This is a genomic window from uncultured Allobosea sp., from assembly GCF_945956895.1.
Lineage (GTDB): Bacteria > Pseudomonadota > Alphaproteobacteria > Rhizobiales > Beijerinckiaceae > Allobosea.
The window spans coordinates 114,637-135,942 of record NZ_CAMFJF010000002.1 but is presented as its reverse complement, the minus strand read 5'-3'; the positions used below and the strand labels follow the sequence as shown (position 1 = coordinate 135,942).

Here is a 21,306-nt window from a genome sequence, read left to right as displayed (position 1 = left end):
CCGTCACCGCGCGATGGAATAGCGCCGCTCGGCGAGGCGCAGCAGCAGCAGGATGGCGTAGCTGGTGATCAGGTAGATCGGCGTCGCCAGCAGATAGACCTCGACCGTGCGGAAGGTCTGGGTCTCGATCCAGCGCATGCCATAGGCCAGCTCCGGCACGGCGATGGCCGAGGCGATCGAGGTGTCCTTGAACAGCGAGACATAGGTATTCGACAGCGAGGGCAAGGCGATGCGCATCGCGGTCGGCAGGCGCACATGCCAGAGCACCTTCATCGGCGTGAGCCCGATCGCCTTGCCTGCCTCGATCAGCCCGCGCGGCACGGCCTCTAGCCCTGCTCGCATCACCTCGACCAGATAGGCGCCGGAGTAGATCGAGAGCGTCGCGACGAAGGAGGTCACCGCGTCATATTGCAGGTCGATGGCGCTCGGGATGCCGTAGAACACCAGATAGACCAGCAGCAGCAGCGGCACGTTGCGGACGAATTCGACATAGGCCGCGATCAGCGGGCGCGCCCATTTCGGGCCGTCCAGGCTGATCAGCGCCAGCACGAGGCCGATCGCCATGCCGATGGCGATGCTCGCCGCTGCCAGTTCGAGGCTGAGCAGCAGCCCCTCGAACAGCTTTCCGGCATAGCGCCAGACGATCGCGAAGTTGAAATGGTAATTCGCCATGGTCCCGAGGATTTGAGCATCGGCCCGAAAAGTGGAACGCGGTTTTCGAGCAAAGCCGATGCAGGATCAAAGAGTTAGGGTATCGGCGTGAATCCATTCAGCCCGATACTCTAACCGGGCGTCGGGGACGGAAGGGCGCCGGGCGTGCCCTTCCGCTTGCGAAGTGTGGGATGCTCAGAAGCGCGGCAGGCCGGGTTGGCGTTGCGGCGGTTCGGCGCCGAAATAATCCTTCACCGCCGCGTCGTAGAGTTCGTTCTGGTGGCCGAAGATTGCGATGTCGAAGGTGGTGTTGACGAAACGCACCCAGTCGGGATCGCCCTGCTTCATGCCGGCGCCGTAGAGCATCGTGTTCCAGGACTTGCCGGCATCGGCATATTTGTCGGGATGGCGCTTGGCGAGCCACCAGACGGTCGAGAGATCGACCGCGGCCGCGTCCGCCCGCTTGGAGTCGAGCGCCAGGATGACGTTGGCCTGGCTGTCGAGCTGCATCACGGTCGCCTGCGGCAGCACCTTTTTGACCGATGCTTCGGCATCGACATTCTGCAGGATCGAGACGCGGGCCGAGGAGCCGGCCTTGAGCAGCGCGTCGAAGCTCTTCTTGTCGCTGTCCGGCCGGGTCAGCAGCGCGATGCCCTCGACGTAGTAGGGGCGCGAAAAGGCGATGAGCTGGGCGCGGGCCGGCGACATGGTCATGAACTGGATGACGATGTCGACCTTGCCGGTATTGATGTTGGGGATGCGCTGGGCCGCGTCCTGCCGAACGAACTCGACCTTGCTGGCATCGTCAAACAGCCCCTTGGCCAGGATCCGGCCCATGGTGATGTCCATGCCGACGAGCTGGCCCTTCTCGTCCTCGAAATGCCAGGGCGCATTGGTGGAGCCTGTGCCGACGATCAGCTTGCCGCGATCCAGCACCGTGCGCAGCAGGCTGTTCGGCGCGGCCTGCGCCGCAGCCTGCTGCGCCGTGCTCGCCGCGGCAGCCAATGCGAGGCCGCCGACCAGTCCACCCTTCAGCAGAAGCCTTTTGCCTTCATCCGTCTCGCTCATTGGCAGTCCCCCTCGTTGCAAGATTAATCCGTAATTGCAGAATATATCTTGTAGTTAGGGATGCTAGATAGCCTTCTGCCTTGAAGTCAAGCGCGGGAACGGCGGACACCGTCGATCGAATTTGGTATATACCAATGGTGCCGCCCTTCTCCGCCAGCCGGCACAGGGCGCCGTTTGAAGCTGTCGAACGCGGTGAGGCGCGTTCGGTCGGGGTGGATCGTGGCGTGTTCCGCGTCGCGGCAGAAGGGCTCTTCATCGGAGCGCACTCCTGCGGGGGCACCGCATTGGCAGCGCTCACATGGCATGTTGCCGGCTTCATGACCAACAGGAAGCATTGACAATCTGGTATATACCAAATCATTCTGCCCTCTCGGCCGCCCAGGCCGCCATAAAATAGAGAGGGGTATTCGATGCAGCCGATCTCTCGCCGCTCTGTGCTCGCCGCCGGTGCAGCCTTGCCTCTCCTGGGCCTGCGGGCCCGTGCTCAAGCCGCCGGCAAGGTCCTTCGCTTCGGCCTGTCGAGCTTCCCGCCCAGCCTGCAGCCCTGGCTCCATACCGGCACCGCGGCGCTGACGGTGAAGCTCCTGATCTTCCGCGGCCTCACCGGTTTCGACGAGAAGGGCGAGGTCCGGCCGGAGCTCGCGGAATCCTGGCAACGCGAGGGCGAGACGACCTGGGTCTTCAAGCTCCGCCAGGCCACGTTCCAGAACGGCAAGCCGGTCACGGCCGAGGACGTGAAATGGACGCTGGAGCAGGTCGCCGCGCCCAATTCGACAGCCTTCATGAAAGCCGAGTTCGGCGGCGTCGAGCGCATCGAGACGCCCGACGCACGCACCGTCCGGATCGTCATGAAGCAGCCGACCGTGACGCTGCCGATCTGGCTCGCCAGCCCGCATATGCCGATTATCGCCAAGGACTCGATCGAGGGGCGGGCAGGGCTCGGCGTCGGCGCAGGGCCGTTCATGATCAAGGGGCAGGAGCGCGGCGCCTCGATTGAGGTCGTGAAGTTCGACAAGTACTACAAGCCGGGCTTGCCGAAGCTCGACGGCATCAAGCTCGTCGCCTATGCCGACGAGAACCTGCGCGTCGCCGCGCTCCAGGCCGGCGATATCGACCTCATCGAATATGTGCCCTGGCAGTCGATGGGCACGATCGAGAAGGATTCCCGCCTGCGGCTCGTCGCGGTCGACGGCCCCTTCATGGGGCTGAACTTCAACGGCGGCGCCGGGCCGTTCAAGGATGTGCGGCTGCGCCAGGCCGTAGCCCATGCCATTCGTCGCGACGAGATCGTGCAGGCCGCCTTCTTCGGTCGTGGCAGCAAGCTCGAAGGCATCCCGATCCCGTCGAGCAGCCCGTATTTCGACAAGGCGCGCTCGGAATACTGGAATTACGACCCGGCCAAGGCGAAGAAGCTGATGGCCGAGGCCGGCGTGCCCAACGGCTTCCCCTGCACGCTGCTCTCGACCGCCCAATACGGCATGCACAAGTCGACTGCCGAGGTCGTGCAGGCCAATCTCGCCGAGATCGGCATTCAGGTGACCCTGAACCTGCCGGACTGGGCGGCGCGCGTCGATCTCGCCGGCAAGGGCCGCTACGATTTCATGGTGCAGGGCACGACGGCCGACAACAACGATCCCGACGGCCTCGCGCCGTTGCTCGACGGCGATCTGCCGCCGAACATGGCCCGGAGCTGGCAGATCCCGACGCCCGAGATTCACGCGCTCTTCGCCAAGGGCCGCGCCGAGTTCGACGCGGCGAAGCGCAAGGCGATCTATGCCGAGCTGGAGAAATCCGCCCTGGAGCAGGCGCCGCTCGTCGGCCTCGCCTGGCGCTCGCAGGGCTATGCGATGGTCAAGGGCCTCAACGGCTTCAAATGCTATCCGGGTGGGACGAACTTCTTCTCGGCCTATTCGCTGGACGAGGCGGCGCTGGGCTGAGCACTTGTGGTTCGTGGTATTGCGCCCGAACCAAGCCGTCATCCCGGGCTTGACCCGGGATCCATCATAGAGCGTGTCGCCTTATGATGGATCCCGGATCAGCGCCGCTATGCGGCTTGTCCGGGATGACGGCGAGGGCATCGTCACGCCCGCGTCGTCCGCTCCAGTCGCGAAAAACGCTCCAGCCGGAAAGGCTTCGGGTCGATCATCGGCGTGCGGCCGCTGACGAGGTCGGCGATCAGGCGGCCGGCGCCGGGGCCGATGCCGAAGCCATGGCCCGAGAAGCCCGTAGCCAGGAAGAAGCCGGGCAGGCGCGGCACCTCGCCGATGACGGGCACGGCATCGGGCGTCGCGTCGATCAGCCCGCCCCAGCTCTCCTTGACCTTGAGATTGGCGAAGGCGGGGAAGGCGGCGATCAGGTTGCGCTTGGCCTCTTCCAGGATGGGCGCGGACGGCTTGGGATCGAGGATACGCGTCTGCTCGAACGGCGTTTCCTCGTCGAGCGACCATCTCGTCTTCCGGCGCGCTTCTTCGATGAAGCGCTCGCCGATCCTGAGCCGCAATTCGTCGCGCTGCCGGGCAAAGGACGGCAGGAAATCGAAGAGCAGGCGAAAGCTGTCCGGCACGATCTCGGCCACGCTCGCGCCGCGATGGGCGATGGTGTAGCCGCCGTCCTGACGCTTGCGGAAGGCGAAGTCGGAGGCGCCGACGGCGTGGGGCGGCGGCCCGTCGAGCGGTTCGGTTCGGAACACCGAACCCAGCACCTTGAGCGCCGGCAGGTCGATGCCGAGATTGCCGAGGAACAGGCGTGACCAGGCGCCGCCGGCCAATACGACACGCTGACAGGCGATCCGGCCGCGCTCGGTGACGACGGCGCTGAGGCGCCCGCCGGCGGTCTCGATGCCGCGCACCGCACAGCGCGTCAGGACGGTGCCGCCATGGCGGCGCAGCGCCCGCGCCATGGCCGGCACGGCCTTCTGCGGTTCGGCACGGGCATCGCTCGGCGTGAACAGCGCCCCGGCGAAGGCGCGTTTTCCGCCGGGCATGACGGCGTCGAGCTCGCGCGTGGAGAGCAGCCGCGAGTCGAGCTGGTAGGTCTTGGCGTGTTCGAGCCAGGCTTCGTGCTCGGCAAGCTTGGCGGGCGTGTCCGCGATATAGACGATGCCGGAGCGGGTGAAGCCGGTATCGCCGCCGACGAGCCGGTCCATGTCCTCCCAGAGCCGCATGCTTTCGAGCCCGAGCGGGATCTCTCCGGGATCGCGCCCCATGACGCGGACCCAGCCCCAGTTGCGCCCGGACTGCTCATGGCCGATCTCGCCTTTCTCGCAGAGCGTGACCGAGATGCCCTCGCGCGCCAGGAAGAGCGCTGTGGTGATGCCGATGATGCCGCCGCCGATCACCACGACGTCGCTGGCGGCGGGCAGGGACGCATCCGGCTCGATGGTCTCGATGGTGATGCCCATCACGATGGCTCCGGCGGCGGGGGGCGAGGGGGAGACAAGCGGCCGGCAACCCGGCTCAGGAGCGGGCAGGGGGCGCGGAACTGCGGAAGACGACGTGATGCGGGTGATTGACCGAGCGCATGTATTCGACCGGCCGGCCGTCGCCGTCGCGCGCCACGATCCGCAGCACCAAGGTCGGCGAGCCCGGCGCCAGCGCGAGCAGCTGGGCTTCCCGCTCCGTCGCCGTGCCGACGCTGATCTCGCGGTCGCGGATGCTGATCTCGATACCGTAGCGCTGCCGCAGCAATTCGTAGAGCGACTGGCCGGAGAGCAGGTCCTCCGCCGACAGGCCGGGAACGCTGCCGGCTGGAAGATAGCTGGTCTCGATGCAGAAGGCTTCGTCGTTCACGCTGCGCAGGCGCCGCGCCATGATCAGCGTGCTGCCGGGTGCCAGTTCGAGGCGTTGCGCGATGCTTTCGCTCGCAGCTTCCTCGCCGAAATGCAGGAGTTTGCTGCCGGGCTCACCGCCGGCATTGCGGATGATGCGGGTGATGCCGAGCGAAGCCGATGCATCGATCGGCCGCGAGACCTGCACCAGCGGGACGCGCGTGCCGCTGGTGCCGTTGCGCTCCAGCACGTTGCGCTCGACCAGCCGGTCGATCGCCTTGCGCACGGTCATGCGATTGATACCGAGCGCATCGGCCAGCGTCCGCTCGGAGGGAATCCGGTCGCCGGGGCCGTAATCCGGTCCGCCGATGAGGTCGAGCAGGTAGTCCTGCACCTCGACATAGATCGGTTTGACGCCCTTCAGCGGGTTCGACATGCCTTGCGTCTCGGTTCCCATGCCTTTCGACGTGCGCAGCTGTCGGAATCCGAGGCGCGGCGCCTTCTTCGTCTTTAAGGCGAAACGGTCGCGGAGTGCTACTGGTCGGGAGGGGTGTTTGGAGGGCATGGAACAGGCTTGACAGTGGTTGGTATATGGAATTGGTGTATACCAATTCTCGTGCTTCATTGAAAGCCCGTTCGGGAGCCTTCCATGTCCATTGCCTTCGACCGCGACACCGTCCTGTCCGGCCTGGAGCCGACACGCGCCGCGCTGCCGAAAGCCTATGCGCTCGGTCAGGAGCTGGCTCCCAGGATCGATCGCGTCTATCTCGTCGCCTGCGGCTCGGCGAACCGCGCGATGCTCGGTATCCAGTACTGGCTGGAGCGCTATTCGCCGGGTATCGAGGTCAGGCGCTATTTCCCGGCCGAGTTCATGGCGATCGACCCGCCGCAGCTGAAAGAGCGGACTTTGGTCCTGCTCGCTTCGAAATCCGGCACGACGCCGGAAACCGTCGCCGCCGCGCATTTCCTCAAAAGCAGGCCCTGCCAGGTCGTCGCCTTCAGCCAGCATGGCGAGAAGCCGCTGGCGCAGGCGGTGCCCCGGCATTTCCTCGTCGGTGATACCAGTGAATCCTTTGCCGCCATGTTCATGCTGATGCAGGCGCTGATCGGCGGCCTGATGGTGGCCAAGGAAGGCTGGCCGCTCGGCGAGAAGCTCCTCGCTTCGCTCGACGCGCTCCCGGTGGCGATGTGCGATGCTGCCGCGCAGAACGAAGCCCGCGCTGCTGCCGATGCGGTGACCTATGCGGGTGATGACCGCATCTATCATGTCGCCTCGGGACCGGGCTTCACTACGGCCTATGTCTTCGGCGTTTGCATTCTCATGGAGATGCTCTGGCTGCACAGCTATCCGATCGAGGCGGCCGAGTTCTTCCATGGCCCCTTCGAGATCGTCGACAAGCGGACGCCGCTGATCCTGATCACCGGCGAGGATCCGAGCCGGCCTTTGATGGAGCGCGTCACCAAGTTCTGCGATACCTATGCCGGGCGCGTGATGAACTACGATTCCCGCGATTATGCGATGAAGGGCATCGATCCCGAAATTCGCGCGATCGTCGCGCCCTATATCCTGCAGGCGGCGCTCAAGCGCTTCTCGGCGCATCTCTCCGTGTTGCGCAACCAGCCCCTGACCACCCGCCGCTACATGTGGAAGGTGGCGTACTGATCGGGAGTTGCCGCGATGGCGCAGAGGCTGCTGGGGCTGGGTGACAACACGGTCGACACCTATGTCGATCGCGGTCTCCAGTTTCCGGGCGGCAACGCGGTCAATGTCGCGGTGCAGGCGAGGCGGCTCGGCGCCGAGACAGGCTATCTTGGCTGCCTCGGTTCGGACGAGGCTGGCAGGCTTCTGGCCGCTGCCCTGACACAGGAAGGCGTCGACACCGCCCGCTGCCGGATCAGGCCCGGCCTGAACGCCCGCGCTTTCATCGGCCATGACGGGCAGGACCGGCGCTTCCTGCGCTCCGAACGCGGCGTGCGCGGCGATTGGGGCACCTTCGACGCCGAGGATCGCGCCTACATCGCCGGCTTCGACCTCGTCCATTCCAGCATCTATAGCGAGCTTGGCGATGCCTTGCCGGTGGTCCGCAGCGCAGCGCGGCGCCTGTCATACGACTTCTCCGAGCGCTGGACCGACGCGAACCTCGCCGCGACGCTGCCGGCCGTCGATATCGCCTTCCTGTCGCATCCTTCCGCTTCCGATGCGGAGTGTCGCGCACTCATGGAGCGCTGTGTCGGCTGGGGTGCGGGGATGGTCGTGGCGACGCGCGGCGCGAAGGGCGCCCTCGCGCTTACCGAGGGCCGCTTCTACGAGCAGGTGGCCCGCCCCGCATCCGTGGTGGATACGCTCGGCGCCGGTGACGGTTTCATCGCCGCCTGTCTGCTGGCCATTCTAGACGGAGCCGGCATCGCGGCCGCCCTGACGGCGGGTGCCGAACAGGCGGCGCAGGTCTGCGGCTATCAGGGCGGCTTCGGCCATGGCGTCGCATGGGCGCCTGCCGGGGCGGCGGTAATCTAAGGGAGGAAGACAGAGATGGCGTGGCGGATCGGAATCGATTCCGGGGGCACATTCACCGATGTCTGCCTGTTCGAGGACGCGACCGGCATGGTCGCGGTCTGGAAAGTGCCCTCGACGCCTGACGACCCCTCCCGCGCCATCGCGCGGGGCACGCAGGAAGGCGTCGAGCGCGTCGGCGCGAGCCCCGCAGACATTGCCTATTTCGGCCATGGCACCACGGTCGGCACCAACGCGCTGATCCAGCATCGCGGCGTGAAGACGGGGCTGATCACGACCGAAGGCTTCCGCGACCTGATCGAGATCGGCCGGCAGAAGCGGCCCGATCTCTACGATCTCCAGGCCGACAAGGCGCCGCCGCTCGTCACCCGCGACCTGCGCTTCGGCGTCGCGGAGCGTGTGCGCCATGACGGCACGGTCGAGACGCCACTGGACGAAGAGGCCGTGCGGCAAGCGGCGCGGGCGCTGAAGGCGGAGGGCGTCAAGGCGGTCGCCATCGGCTTCCTCTACGGCTTCGTCCGGCCGGAGCACGAGGAGGCCGCCAAGCGCATCGTCACCGAGGAATTCCCCGAGGCCTTCATCTGCGCCTCGCATGAGGTCGCGCCCGAATTCCGCGAGTACGAGCGCATCTCGACCGCGGTCGTGAACGCCTATCTCGGCCCGGTCATGCAGGGCTATATCCGCCGCCTCGCTGACCGCCTGAAGGAACTCGGCCTCAAGGCGGTGCCGCATCTGACGCAGTCGAATGGCGGCGTCATCGGCTTCGACATGGCGGCGCGCCTGCCGGTGCGGACGGTCCTCTCCGGCCCCTCGACGGGCGTCGTCGCGGCGCAGGCGATCGGGGCGATGATCGGCATCCCCAACCTCATCACCTTCGACATGGGCGGCACCTCCTCGGACGTTGCGCTGCTCGACGACGGCGAGGCCAAGCTCGCCTCGGAGGCCAATGTCCATGGCTACCCGATCAAGGCGCCGATGCTCGACATCCATACGGTCGGCGCCGGTGGCGGCTCGCTCGCGGCGATCGATTCTGGCGGGCTGCTCAAGGTCGGGCCGCGCTCGGCCGGCGCCGATCCCGGACCGGTCTGCTACGGGCGTGGCGCGACCGAGCCCGCCGTCACCGACGCCAATGTCGTGCTCCAGACCCTCAACCCGACGCATCTGCTCGGCGGCCGCATGCCGATCGACCAGAGCCTGTCGAAACAGGCGATCGACCGCTTGGCCGACGAACTCGGCCTCGATCTGATGGCGACGGCGCAAGGCATCATCTCGGTCGTCACCGCCAACATGGCCAAGGCGATCCGCGTCATCAGCGTCCAGCGTGGCCACGATCCACGCGACTACGCGCTGGTCGCCTTCGGTGGGGCCGGGCCGCTGCATGCCGCGCGGCTTGCGCGCGAACTCGACATGAAGCGCATCGTTGTGCCCCGCAATCCCGGCATCGGCTGCGCGCTCGGCCTCCTCCTGACTGATCTGCGCGCCAATTTCGCCACGACGCGATTGGCGACGCTCTCCGAGGCGCTGGCCCCCGACATGGCGGAGATCTTCATCGCCTTGCAGGAGCAGGCGGAGCACTGGTTCGCGGAGGAGGGCGTGGCTGCGGCCGATCGCCGGCTGAAGCGCACCGCCGACCTGCGCTATCACGGCCAGAACTACGAGCTTGCCATCGACGTGCCGGACGGGCCGATCACGCCCGCGACCATCACGGTGCTGGCCGAGGGCTTCGCCGCCGCCCATAAGCGGCTCTACGGCTTCGTCGCGGAAGGCGAGGCGGTCCAGCTGGTGACCTATCGCGTCGAGGCGGTCGGCCTCGTGCCCAAGGCCGCCTTCCGGCCGGAGCCCGATGCCGGGCCGGATGCCTCCCACGCCATCATCGGCAGCCGCGAGGTCTGGTTCCCCGAGGCCGGCGGCTTCGTCGCCTGCCCGATCTATGACCGCGACAAGCTGAAGTCTGGCAACCGCTTCGCAGGTCCCGCCATCGTCGAGCAGATGGATTCGACCACCGTGCTGCTGCCGGGCATGACCGCGACGGTCGAGCCCTATCTCAACCTGATCCTGGAGATGCCGTGATGACCGCGACCGCATCCGTCAGCGTCGACCCGATCACCGTCGAGGTCATCGGCTCTTCTTTCGCTTCGATCGCCGAGGAGATGGGCGAGGCCCTGGTCAAGGCGAGCTACTCGACCAACATCAAGGAGCGGCGCGACTGCTCGACCGCGCTCTTCGATGTCGCGGGCCAGACGCTTTGCCAGGCCGAGCATATCCCGATGCATCTCGGCTCCTTCATCGGCATCATCCCGCATATCCTGAAGCGCCACTCCGTTGCGGATATGAAGCCGGGCGACGTCTTCATCGGCAACGATGCCTATGAGGGCGGCGGCACCCATCTGCCCGATATCGTGCTGGCCGAGCCGGTCTTCCACGAGGGCGTGATGATCGCCTGGGCGGTCAATACGGCGCACCATTCGGATTTCGCCGATCGCGGCCATGCCCATATCTACCAGGAGGGCCTGCGCATCCCGCCGATCCGCCTCTATGACGGCGGCGTGCTGATGAAGGACGTGCAGGAGCTGATCCTGCTCAACTGCCAGGTCCCGCGCGAGCGCCTCTCCGACCTGCGGGCCCAGATGGCGGCGAACCGCCTCGGCGTCGAGCGCCTGCGCGCGCTTTGCGACAAATACGGCCGCGACACGGTGCTCGCTGCCGGCAAGGCCTTGCAGGACTATGCCGAGCGCAAGATGCGCGCCGGCATCGCCTCGATCCCCGACGGCACCTATCGCTTCTCGGATTCCTTCGACAATCCCGAGATCGACGAGCCGCTGACCTTCTCGGTCGCGATCACCGTCGCGGGCGAGGAGATGACGCTCGCCTTCGACTCGCCGCCGCAGATGCGCGCCGGCTTCAACATGGTCTACACCGCGCTGCTCTCGACCGTGTATTACGCGGTCAAGACCGTGGCCGATCCGACCATCCCGCCCAATGCGGGCTTGGCGCGGCCGCTCACCGTCACCGCCACGGAAGGCACGGTGCTGAACTGCGTGCACCCCGCCGCCGTCAACGGTCGCATCGCCGCCTGCCAGCGCGTGGTCGACCTGATCCACGGCGCGCTCGCGCAGGCTGTGCCGGACCGGGTCATCGCCGCCTGCTCGGGTGCGGTCGCCTCCGCTACCTTCGCCGGCGAGCAGCCGGGCAACGGCGAGCTCTGGGTCTATCTGGAAACGATCGGCGGTGGCTCCGGCGCCCGCGCCAACAAGGACGGTCTCCACGGCGTCCATGTCCATATGACCAACACCTCGAACCTGCCGGTCGAGGCGCTGGAGCTTGAATACCCGCTGACCTTGCTGCGCTACGAGCTGGTCGACGGTTCGGGCGGAGATGGGCGCCAGCGCGGCGGCATGGGCTTGCGTCGCGTCTACCGGGCCGAGGCGCCGTGCCGGCTCAATGTTGACAATTCGCGCCTGACCTCGCGGCCCTGGGGCCTCGCCGGAGGCGGCGAGGGGCAGGGCGGCTCCTTCGCCTTCAGCGACGGCGTCGTGCCCTTCTTCAAGGGCGACGGCGCGCTGGAGAAGGGCCAGATCGTCGAGATCATCACGCCCGGCGCCGGCGGCTACGGCCCGGCCTCGGAGCGCAGCGCCGAGGCGAGGGCCAGAGACAAGGCTGAGCAGCGGGGGTGAGGCTTACGGTCGCGATTTAAGCGCGCGTCATCCCGGACGCAGCAAAGCGGAGATCCGGGATCCATCGGAGGGCGCTGCGCTCTAAGATGGATCCCGGGGCAAGCCCGGGATGACGGTGCTCAATTGCGCAATGTCGTCGCAGCTTAAGCCGCGAGCCACAGCAGCGCGTGCGGCGACAGCCTGAGCGTCGCGCTGCTGCCGACCTCGAACAACCCGCTGCCGGACTGGAACGGCACGTCGACCGCCACCTCTGTCGTGCCGATATGCACGCCGTAGCGCACGCTTGCGCCGAGGAACTCGCGATTGGCGACGGTGCAGGGCAGGGCTAGCATCCCATCCCCGGCCGGGCCCGCATCACCGAGACTGGCATGCTGTGGCCGGAAGACAAGCTTGGCGCCTTCCGGCACCTGCGCATCGGCGGGAACCGGCACCCGCGTCCCGCCCTCGATCTCGAAGACGCGACTGGCACCGCTGCCGGTCAGCTTGCCGCCGAGGATATTGGCGGTGCCGAGGAAGCCGGCGACGAACAGGTTCGCCGGCCGCTCGTAGAGCTCCATCGGCGTGCCGACCTGCTGGACGATGCCGTCGTTCATCACGGCGATCCGGTCGCAGATCGTGTTCGCCTCTTCCTGATCGTGAGTCACGAAGATCGTGGTCAGGCCGAGGCGCTGCTGCAGGTCGCGCAATTCGCGGCGCACCTGCACCCGCATCTTGGCATCGAGATTGGAGAGCGGCTCGTCGAGCAGCAGCACCTTGGGCTCGACGGCGACGGTGCGAGCCACCGCGACGCGCTGCTGCTGGCCACCCGAGAGCTGCGAGGGCCGCCGCTCGGCGAGATGGGCGAGGCCGACGAGCCCCAGCGCCGCCTCGACGCGCCGCTCGACTTCGGCGCGCTTCACGCCACGCTCCTCCAGCCCGAAGGCGACGTTGCGGCGCACCGTCATATGCGGCCAGAGCGCATAGGACTGGAAGACCATGCCGACATCGCGCTTCCACGGCGGCAGGTCGGTGATCGGCTTGCCGCCGATCCGGACCTCGCCGGTACCGGCATGGTTGAAGCCGGCGATCAGGCGCAGCAGCGTGGTCTTGCCGCAGCCGGACGGGCCGAGAAAAGCGAAGAATTCGCCCGGTTTAATCGCCAGATTGACGTTCTTGAGCACATGGTTGGTGCCATAGGACAGGTTGACGCCTTCGATATCGACGGCGACGGCGGGCGTGGTCAGGGAGACGGTCGCGTTCATGATCAGTGGCCCATTCCCTTGGCCTTCTGGCTGCGTTCGATGATGAGGTGGGAGAGGAAGGTGCAGGTCGCGACGAGGATCACCGCGACGACGCCGAGCGCGGCACCGGGGCCACGCCCCGCCGCCGACTGCATGAAGACATAGAGCCCGTAGGCCAGCGGCGCGTCCGAGTTGGATTGTACCAGCATTAACGTCGCCGAGAGCTCGACGGCGGCCGTCGAGAACGAGGTGACGAAGCCGGCGAGGATGCCGCCCGCCATCAGCGGCACGACGATGCGCCGGACCGTGCGCGCCTTGGTGGCGCCCAGGTTCTCGGCAGCTTCCTCAAGCGAAACCGAGATCTGCTGCAGCGCCGCATAGCAGGCGCGCAAGGCATAGGGCAGGCGCCGGATCGCCAGCGCCAGCACGATGGTGATCCAGAGCGCCGCGAGCGGCGTCCCATCCGGCAGGGTGATGCCGTAGAAGGTCCTGAGATAACCGATGCCGAGCACCACGCCGGGGATGGCGAGCGCGGCGGTCGCCATCCAGTCGAGCCATTCGCGGCCGATGAGTTTGGTCCGCAGCACGAGATAGGCGATGGCCACGCCGAGCACGACGTCGATGCCGCCGGCGATCGTCGCGTAGATCAGCGTGTTCTTGATGTAGACCGAGCTCTCGCCGAAGACGCGGGCGTAGTGCGCCGTCGTGAAGGCATCTGGTAGCGGTGAATACGACCAGATCGTCGCGAAAGAGAGCAGCAGCAGGCCCAGATGCGGTGCCAGCACCAGCACCAGGATCAGGATGACGATGCCGTAGCCGAACACGGCCTCCATCGGCGTCATCACCCGCTTGGCGAGGCCGCCGCCGCCGCGCTGCGTCGTGGCATAGTCGCGCCCCTTCAGCGCCCTGGCCGAGAGCCACATCGCCGTGACCGAGGCGATGATCAGCACGACCGAGATGACGTAGCCCATCGGGTCGGCGATGCCGATCGAGGTCACCCGCAGATAGGCCTGCGGCGCCAGCATGTCCTTGACGTTGAGCAGGAGCGGGGTCGCGAGATCGTCGAAGACCTTGACGAAGACCAGCGAGGCACCGGCGAGATAGCCCGGCATGGCGAGCGGGAAGACGATGCGCCGGAACAGCCGGAAGCCCGACGAGCCAAGATTCTGCGCGGCTTCTTCCATGGCGCGGTCGACATTGCGCAGGGCCGCCGAGAGATTGATCAGGATGAACGGGAAATAATGGACGGACTGGACGAAGATGACGCCGTTCAGCCCCTCCATGAAGTCGATCTTGAAGCCGAACCAGTCGTCGAGCAGCAAGTTGATCGAGCCGTTACGGCCGAAGAAAAGCTGCATTGCCACCGCGCCGACGAAGGGGGGCATGATCAGCGGCAGGAAGCCCAGCGTCTGCACGATGGCCGCGCCGCGGAAGACGAAGCGCGTCGTGAGATAGGCCAGCGGCAGGGCGAAGACCGAGGCCCAGACCACGGACATCGCAGAGACATAGAACGAGTTCCACAACGAGCGCATGAACAGCTCGGTGCGGACGAAGTCGTAGAAATTCACCAGCGTGAAGGTCGATGTGCCCTTCTCGGTGAAGGCGACATAGATCACCGTCGCCACCGGCAGCACCAGGAACATCAGGAGGAAGGCAGCGATCGCCAGCGCCAACGCGATCTGTCCGGGCGTGCCGGCGATGCGACGGGGGCGGGATACCGAGGTCGGAATGGCTGTCATGGGTGGGTGCCGGGTGTCATCCCGTGCGCGCTGCGGCATGTAAGTGCCGCTGCGCAGATACGGGACCGTTGTCAGGAAAAGGCGCCTACTGGTCGCGCGGTCCCGTGTTTGCGCCGCAGCGTTTCACGCTGCAGCGCGCACGGGATGACACGCCACTACAAAGACACGCGCGAGCGAGCCTACTTCGCCGCCTTGAGCGCCTCTTCGGCCTTCGCCTTGGCCTTGGCGTAGTTGTCGCGGGCGAAGCTCGCCCATTGCGCCTCGACCTCGGCCTGGCGGGCGCCCTTCTCCTTGCCGCCGGTGAAGGCGCCGCGCAGTTCGGCGCTGGCGGCCTGCGCCTCGCTGACCGGCATGGCGGCGAGCAACACGCGCGCTTCCTCGGCCAGCGCCTTGGCCTTGTCGTTCGGCTTCTTGGCGAGCGCCGCATCGACCTCGTGCAGCACCTTGTTGACGCCCTTCAGCGCGTCGAGCTGGAAGGAGATCAGCTGGTCGAAGAGAGTGTCGACGACGGCCGTGCGGCCTTCCGACTTGTCGACGTCGAAGCCGATCATCTTCTGGAAGCGCGGATCGGTGAAGGGGTTCGGATAGTCTGCGCCGGCCTTGGCATAGACGGCCGGGTTGACCGGCAGGCGGCGGATGCCGGGCTCGAGCAGCACTTCCTGGCCGGTCGGCGAGAGCAGGAACTCGACGAAGGCCTCGGCCGCGGCCTTGTTCGGCGGGTTGGCGATGATGCCGACATTGGCCGGGACCACGGTCGTCACGCTCGGATAGACGAACTTGACCGGGAAGCCCGAAGCCTGGGCCGAAAAGGCGAAGAAGTCGATGACGATGCCGACGCCGACCTGCCCGGAATTGACCTGCTCCGGCACGCCGAAGGAGCGCTCGTTGATCGAACGGAAATTGCCGGCCATCTCCTTGATGGTGCGCCAGCCCTTGTCCCAGCCCTCGCCCTGCAGGATCGTCTCGATCGTCAGGTGCGTCGTGCCCGAACGCGACGGGGCGGCGATCGAGACATGGTCGTAGAAGACCGGCTTGGCGAGGTCCTGCCACTCCTTCGGCTCGGGCAGCTTGTTGGCCTTGGCATAGCGGTCGTTCCACATGATGCCGTAGCCGGAGGCCGCGAAGCCGAAATAGAAGCCCGCGGGATCGTTGATCGGATAGGAGCCGATCTTGTCGGGGATGCCGGTCGCCTTGGGCTTGTAGGCGGTGAGCAGCTTCTTGCCCTTCAGTACCTCGAAGGCGTCGGGCGCCGAGGCCCAGAACAGGTCGACCTGGTTGTTGGCCTTGGTCTCCTCGACATATTTCACGCCGGCATTGGTGTTGCGGTTCTGCACTTCGAGCGTGACGCCCGGAACCGCCTTCTCGAAGGCCTTCTTGATCGGGTCGGTGACGTCCTTGGAGAAGGAGGTCACCACCGTGACCTTGCCGGCCGGTGCCTGTGCCAGCGCGATGGTCATAAACGAGGCACTCAGCGACAGGCCGAGGGTGGCCGCGAGCGCGGTTCTACGGTTCAGCATGGCTTCCTCCCGAAGCGTTTTATCTGGTCGACGTCGAGGTCAATGCTTCCTGCTCAGCAATGGCGATGCCAAATGCCGGTGGTGTTGATTTCATTGCGGAATTCGGAGGAAAGGGTCTTCAGCTACCCGGTTCAGGGGGCGTGGCGGTAACCATCTGGCAGCTGTGATGGGTCATTACGGTAACATCCGCGCCGTCATTGCGAGGAGCGAAGCGACGAAGCAATCCAGGGGGACTGGGGCGAACCTCTCGAACCTCTCACCCGGTCCCCCTGGATTGCTTCGCTGCGCTCGCAATGACGATCGGCGGCGTAGAGCACAGGACGTTTCACAAAGCGCGCGTCATCCCGGACGTAGCGAAGCGGAGATCCGGGATTCATCGTAGAATGCAGCGCCTTACGATGGATCCCGGGCCAAGCCCGGGGATGACGCTGTGGTTCCGAGGAAAAGACCCCTGACTCGTAAACCGCAAGCGGCTCAGTCCGCGAGCGCCGCTGCGCCACTCAGGCCATAGCGGCGCATCTTGAGGTAGAGCGTCTTGCGGGTAATGCCGAGCGCTGCGGCGGTGACGCCGATACGCCCGCCATGGCGCTTCAAGGCGGCGCCGATCGCCTCTGCCTCGGCGATGGCGACCAGCTCCTCCAGCGTGCGCTCCGCGCCATCGGACGCTGCCGCACCTGGATCGGCATCTTCGAAATCCTCGTCCATGCCGAGCAGGCTGCGTTCGGCGGCATTGCGCAGTTCGCGGACATTGCCCGGCCAATCCTGCCGCGTCAGGCGTTGCAGCAGGTCGCGCCCCAGCGGCGGGGCCGAGCGGCCGACGCGCGCGGCGGCGAGCGCGAGGAAGTGCTGGAACAGCAGCGGGATATCCTCGCGCCGGTCGCGCAAGGGCGGCAGGCGCAGGGTCACGACATTCAGCCGATAGACCAGGTCCTCGCGAAAGCCGCCGGATTTGGCGAGCGCGGCGAGGTCGGTCTTGGTCGCCGCGACGATGCGGATATCGACCGCGATCTCCTTGTTGGAGCCGAGGCGCTCGATCCGCCGTTCCTGCAGCGCGCGCAACAGCCGCACTTGCGCCGCCATCGGCATCGACTCGATCTCGTCGAGGAAGAGCGTGCCGCCGCTGGCATGCTCGATCTTGCCGATCCGCCGCTCGCGCGCCCCGGTGAAGGCGCCGGCCTCGTGGCCGAACAATTCGCTCTCGATCATGGTCTCGGGGATCGCTCCGCAATTCACCGCGACGAAGCGCCCGGCGCGGCGATTGCCGAGATCGTGCAGTGCGCGGGCCGCGACCTCCTTGCCGGTTCCGGTCTCGCCGAAGAGCAGCACGTCGGTATCGGCATCGGCCAGCAGGGCAAGCCGGCTGCGCAGGCGCGCGACGGCCGGCGAATGGCCGACGACGCGGGCCGCCCATGGGTCCTCGGCATGGGCGCCGGCCTTGAGCGAACGGTTCTCGATGATCAGCCGGCGGTATTCGCTGGCGCGACGGATCGTCTCGATCAAGCGGACGGGATCGGCCGGCTTTTCGACGAAATCCCAGGCACCTTCGCGGATCGCCTTCACCGCCATGGGAACATCGGCATGGCCGGTGATCAGCACGACCGGAATCTCGGCGTCGATGGCGGTCACCGCCGCGAGCAGGCCGAAACCATCGCGGCCGGGCATGCGGACATCGCTGACCAGCACGACGGAAGCATCGCGGCCGAGTTCGGCGAGAGCTGCATCGCCGGAGCGCTTGGCGATGACTGCGAAGCCTTCGAGCTCCAGCGTCAGCCGCCAGGCTTCCAGCACCTCGGCATCGTCATCGACGAGGACGACCTTGGGAGCGCTCATGCGTCGATTTCCAGCGGGGCCATGACGTGGGCTGTCGTCCCTTCGAGAGTGATGAGGAAGCGCGTGCCTGAGGGGCCGGTCTCGGCCACGGCGAGCGTGCCGCCGAGATCCTTGATGATGTTGTAGGACAGCGAGAGGCCGAGACCGAGCCCCGAGCCCACCGGCTTGGTCGTGAAGAACGGATCGAAGATGCGCTCCAGATGCGCCCGGTCGATGCCGGGGCCGTTATCCGCGACCCAGATCTCGACCTTGTGGCCTTGGCGGCGCGCGCCGGTCGTGATCGTTGCGTCCTCCATGCCTGCAACGGCATCGAGCGCGTTGGCAATCAGGTTGACCAGCACCTGCTCCAGCCGGATGTCCTCGGCATGGACATGGAGGCGCCCGGCCGGCAGGTCGCGCTTCAGCGTCACACGCTCGGCATCGAAGCGCGGCTCGAACAGCGACAGTGCGGTTTCGATCGTGTCGCCGACCGCGACGGGCGCAAGCACCACGCCGGGCTTGCGCGCGAAGCGCCTGAGATGCGCGATCAGGTCGGCCGCGCGCGTCGTCAGCGCCTGGATGCGACCGATCGCCTTGCGCGCCTCCTCGGGCTGCCCGCGCTCCAGCAGCAGCGCCCCGTTATGGGCATGGGAGCGAATCGCTGCGAGCGGCTGGTTGAGCTCATGGCTGAGGCCTGCCGCCATCTGCCCGAGCGCCGCGAGCTTCGCCGCCTGGATCAGGTCGTCGCGCGTTTGTCTGAACACGGCGAGCGCGCGGGCAAGATCGCCGAGCTCGTCATTGCCCGCCTTTGGCAGCGGCGCCGAGGACTGGCCGCTGGCGATGCTGGTTGCCGCCTCGGTCAGCACGCGCAGGCGCGCGACGAGATGGCGCCGGACATAGAACCAGCCGATCAGCAACGCGCCGAGCAGCGAGGCCGCCGCGATGGCGAGCAGCAGGTTGCGGCCGAGCCGGATCGCCTCGGCCGAGCGGTTGGCGGCTTCCTTCGCCACGGCCTCTGTCCGTTGGACTTCCTGCGACACCAGCGCACCGAGTTCCGCGACGAGGCGGCGGCTTTCCGAGATCAGGCGCTGCGCATCGGCGAGCGCGGCGAGTTCCGAGCGCTTGAGGCCGGGCAGACCCGTCGTCGTGTCGGCGAGGCCGACCAGGCGCTGCGTGATCTGCCGGACCGTGATGGTATCGGGCCAGCCGGCGAGCGCCTTGGCCTCGACCTCGAGCTGGTCGACCGCCTCGCCGATGACATGACCGGTCTGCTCCATGTCCTCGCGGGTCTGCACCGTGCCGAGCCGCCCGAAAAGCCCGACGATCAGGTTGGCCTGGGCGTTCAGCGTCATCAGGGCTTCGCTCTTGCGGGTTTCCTCGCGGATCGTGTTCGGCTTGTTGGCGGATGAAGCCTCGTTGCCGATCTGGCCGAGCGCGGTGTCGATGTTGAAGCGGGCATCGTCGGTCAGCGGCTCGATCTCGTCGATGAGATCGGCCTGGAGCCAGCGCAATTCCTCGCTGACGCCGCGAATGCGTTCGGCCAGCGTGAAGCGGCGCCCCGAGACATCGTCGATAGCGGTCAGGTTTCGGCGGATCTCGGCAGCCACTGCGGTGAGCGCCGGCGCATCGAAACCGCTGCCCGTCCGCTCGGACAACACCTTGTCGAGCTCGTTCAGACGCTCGCCCACCAAACGCCGGCTGCGATCATAGCCGTCACGCCGCTCGGCACTGGCCAGTTCGGGCATGCCGGCGATGACGCGGGCGCTGGCCTCGGCAAGTCGGGCAGCGGAGGCGAGGCCGGGCAGATGCTCACGGGCGATTGCCGCCAGTTCCTTGCTGAGCCGCTCATAGGAGATCACGCCAACGATACCGGCGCCGACCGCGAAGAGACCAACACCGAGAAAGGCCGCGATCAATCGCCCGCCGATACCAAACCTTCGCTTCGACTGGGCGAGCGTCACGGCCGCACCCCGGTCAGCGTTTCATCGCGCCAGCCCAAGGCTGCCAGCCGTTCTGCCGCCTGTTGCAGGCTGTCATTGGCCTCCGCTGCGCGAGCCGCGATCGCATTCCTGATATCGGCCTCGATCCGCGCCTGTTCTTCGGGCGCGGGCAGGCCGCGCGGCACACGGACGATATTCTGGAAGCGATTCTCCTTCTCCAGCTCCGCAGCCGAGACCGGCGGCTGCGTCAGGGCGGTCCGCGCCTGCGTCAGCAGCCTGGCGGCCTGCTCATCGGGGAGCGTCAAGAATGCCGCTTCCATAGCCTGCAGGCTGCGCCAGAGCCTCGCATGCTCGGCGCGGCGGAAGGTGATCCACTCGTCGAAGATCAGGTTGACCAGCTCGTAGCGCCCGGCCGAGAGGCCGGCATCGAAACCGGCGCGGTTGAAGATGCCTTCGGCTTCCAGGAGATGCGGGGGCGTCTCGTCCGGCCGATAGGCCGAGGGCGAGACGGCGAGGCGCCCGATCCGGGGCTCGCGCAGCATGGTCTGGCCCTCCGGCGAGAGCACGAAATCGATGAAGAGCTCCGCTTCCTTCGGATTTGGCGAGGTCGCGAGCCTCGCGATGCTGGCGGGCGCGAACAGGGTCTCGCCCGGCAGCACGAAGCGGTTGCCTTCGCCCTCGGCCGCGCTGGCCTCCGTCAGGAAATCGATGGAGATGCCGATGCCGAAGCGCCCGCGCGCGACGCCGGCATTCACGCCGAAGCTGCGCGCCGTGATCGTCGCGAGATTGCCGCCGATCGCCGACCAAAGCGCCCAGCCGCGTTCCCAGCCGAGCGATTGCAGCAGCGCCTCGACCATCAGATGCGTGGTGCCGGAACGGGCGGGCGAGGTGAGGCCGATATGGCCGGCATAGACCGGCGCTGCGAGGTCGGCCCAGTTGCGCGGCACCGGCAGGCCGCGCGCCGTCAGATAGGCGGGATTATAGACCAGCCCGTAGCCGGAGACGGCGAAGCCGAGATAGCGGCCATCGGGATCGTTGACCGGATAGCCGGCGATGGTCTCCGGCGCGCCGGTTTTGCGCGGCTGCAACGGCGCCAGCAGGTTTGCGCGCTTCAGCAGTTCGAAAGCATCGGGCGCCGAGGCCCAGAACAGATCGGCCTCTGGCCGCTTTTGCGCGCGGATATCGACGACCGCCGCCGTGGTTTTCCGCTGCACGACTTCGACGGCGATGTCGGGATGCCGGTTGCGGAAGGCGCTGCGGAAAGGTTCGAAGAAGGCGGGCGGAAACGAGGTGATGATCTGGACGCGCCGCCCTTCGGCCATGCCTGTGGCGGGCCAGCCGGCGGCCAGCAAGGCGAGGAGGAGAAGCCTGGTCGTGACGGCGAAGCGGCCCATGAAACCGTCATATAGC

General features: G+C 66.9%; 15 protein-coding genes. 5 read left to right on the top strand and 10 right to left on the bottom strand.

Annotated elements, in window-relative coordinates; all coding sequences use genetic code 11:
• Positions 1-3: 3 nt before the first annotated feature.
• Positions 4-672, bottom strand: coding sequence for an amino acid ABC transporter permease (locus tag Q0Q02_RS02040; protein ID WP_293806435.1), 669 nt, complete (start codon positions 670-672; stop codon positions 4-6).
• A gap of 174 nt (positions 673-846) precedes the next feature.
• Entirely contained in the window at positions 847-1,719 is an 873-nt protein-coding gene (locus tag Q0Q02_RS02035) for a transporter substrate-binding domain-containing protein (protein ID WP_293806433.1), read from the bottom strand.
• A gap of 410 nt (positions 1,720-2,129) precedes the next feature.
• Here Q0Q02_RS02035 and Q0Q02_RS02030 point away from each other — a divergent pair, with 410 nt between their 5' ends.
• Complete coding sequence (locus Q0Q02_RS02030; RefSeq protein WP_293806431.1) at positions 2,130-3,656, top strand: ABC transporter substrate-binding protein; 1,527 nt, start codon at positions 2,130-2,132, stop codon at positions 3,654-3,656.
• 143 nt (positions 3,657-3,799) lie between these two features.
• On the opposite strand, the gene Q0Q02_RS02025 is transcribed toward Q0Q02_RS02030, so the two are convergent.
• The gene (locus Q0Q02_RS02025) at positions 3,800-5,119 is read right to left on the bottom strand and encodes an FAD-binding oxidoreductase (RefSeq protein WP_293806429.1); all 1,320 of its coding nucleotides are present in this window, start codon (positions 5,117-5,119) and stop codon (positions 3,800-3,802) included.
• Between the two features lie 55 nt (positions 5,120-5,174).
• Complete coding sequence (locus tag Q0Q02_RS02020) at positions 5,175-5,921, bottom strand: GntR family transcriptional regulator (protein ID WP_293806427.1); 747 nt, start codon at positions 5,919-5,921, stop codon at positions 5,175-5,177.
• A gap of 213 nt (positions 5,922-6,134) precedes the next feature.
• Between Q0Q02_RS02020 and Q0Q02_RS02015 the strand changes: the two genes are divergently transcribed.
• The 4 genes from Q0Q02_RS02015 to Q0Q02_RS02000 are packed head-to-tail and all read left to right on the top strand — an operon-like array spanning position 6,135 to position 11,671.
• Positions 6,135-7,148, top strand: coding sequence for an SIS domain-containing protein (locus Q0Q02_RS02015; RefSeq protein ID WP_293806426.1), 1,014 nt, complete (start codon positions 6,135-6,137; stop codon positions 7,146-7,148).
• A gap of 15 nt (positions 7,149-7,163) precedes the next feature.
• Positions 7,164-8,000 carry a PfkB family carbohydrate kinase gene (locus Q0Q02_RS02010; protein WP_293806424.1) on the top strand — a complete coding sequence of 279 codons (837 nt, stop codon included), beginning with the start codon at positions 7,164-7,166 and terminating at the stop codon, positions 7,998-8,000.
• 15 nt (positions 8,001-8,015) lie between these two features.
• Positions 8,016-10,067: a hydantoinase/oxoprolinase family protein gene (locus Q0Q02_RS02005; protein ID WP_293806422.1), complete on the top strand. Its 2,052-nt coding sequence runs from the start codon at positions 8,016-8,018 to the stop codon at positions 10,065-10,067.
• Positions 10,067-11,671 carry a hydantoinase B/oxoprolinase family protein gene (locus tag Q0Q02_RS02000; RefSeq protein WP_293806420.1) on the top strand — a complete coding sequence of 535 codons (1,605 nt, stop codon included), beginning with the start codon at positions 10,067-10,069 and terminating at the stop codon, positions 11,669-11,671. The genes Q0Q02_RS02005 and Q0Q02_RS02000 overlap by 1 nt, the downstream gene beginning before the upstream one ends.
• Positions 11,672-11,814: 143 nt before the next feature.
• Here the strand turns inward: Q0Q02_RS02000 and Q0Q02_RS01995 are convergent, their stop codons facing one another.
• From Q0Q02_RS01995 to Q0Q02_RS01970, 6 genes are all read right to left on the bottom strand, one after another.
• The gene (locus Q0Q02_RS01995) at positions 11,815-12,912 is read right to left on the bottom strand and encodes an ABC transporter ATP-binding protein (RefSeq protein WP_293806418.1); all 1,098 of its coding nucleotides are present in this window, start codon (positions 12,910-12,912) and stop codon (positions 11,815-11,817) included.
• A gap of 2 nt (positions 12,913-12,914) precedes the next feature.
• Positions 12,915-14,630, bottom strand: a complete 1,716-nt coding sequence (locus tag Q0Q02_RS01990) for an iron ABC transporter permease (RefSeq protein WP_293806417.1) — start codon at positions 14,628-14,630, stop codon at positions 12,915-12,917.
• A 179-nt stretch (positions 14,631-14,809) separates the two neighbouring features.
• On the bottom strand, positions 14,810-16,147 hold the full coding sequence (locus Q0Q02_RS01985) for an extracellular solute-binding protein (protein WP_293806415.1): 1,338 nt from the start codon (positions 16,145-16,147) through the stop codon (positions 14,810-14,812).
• A 474-nt stretch (positions 16,148-16,621) separates the two neighbouring features.
• Complete coding sequence (locus tag Q0Q02_RS01980) at positions 16,622-17,977, bottom strand: sigma-54 dependent transcriptional regulator (protein ID WP_293806413.1); 1,356 nt, start codon at positions 17,975-17,977, stop codon at positions 16,622-16,624.
• Positions 17,974-19,917, bottom strand: a complete 1,944-nt coding sequence (locus tag Q0Q02_RS01975) for an ATP-binding protein (protein WP_293806411.1) — start codon at positions 19,915-19,917, stop codon at positions 17,974-17,976. Before Q0Q02_RS01975 ends, Q0Q02_RS01980 begins: the two co-directional genes overlap by 4 nt.
• The gene (locus tag Q0Q02_RS01970; protein ID WP_293806409.1) at positions 19,914-21,290 is read right to left on the bottom strand and encodes an extracellular solute-binding protein; all 1,377 of its coding nucleotides are present in this window, start codon (positions 21,288-21,290) and stop codon (positions 19,914-19,916) included. The genes Q0Q02_RS01975 and Q0Q02_RS01970 overlap by 4 nt, the downstream gene beginning before the upstream one ends.
• Positions 21,291-21,306: the final 16 nt, after the last annotated feature.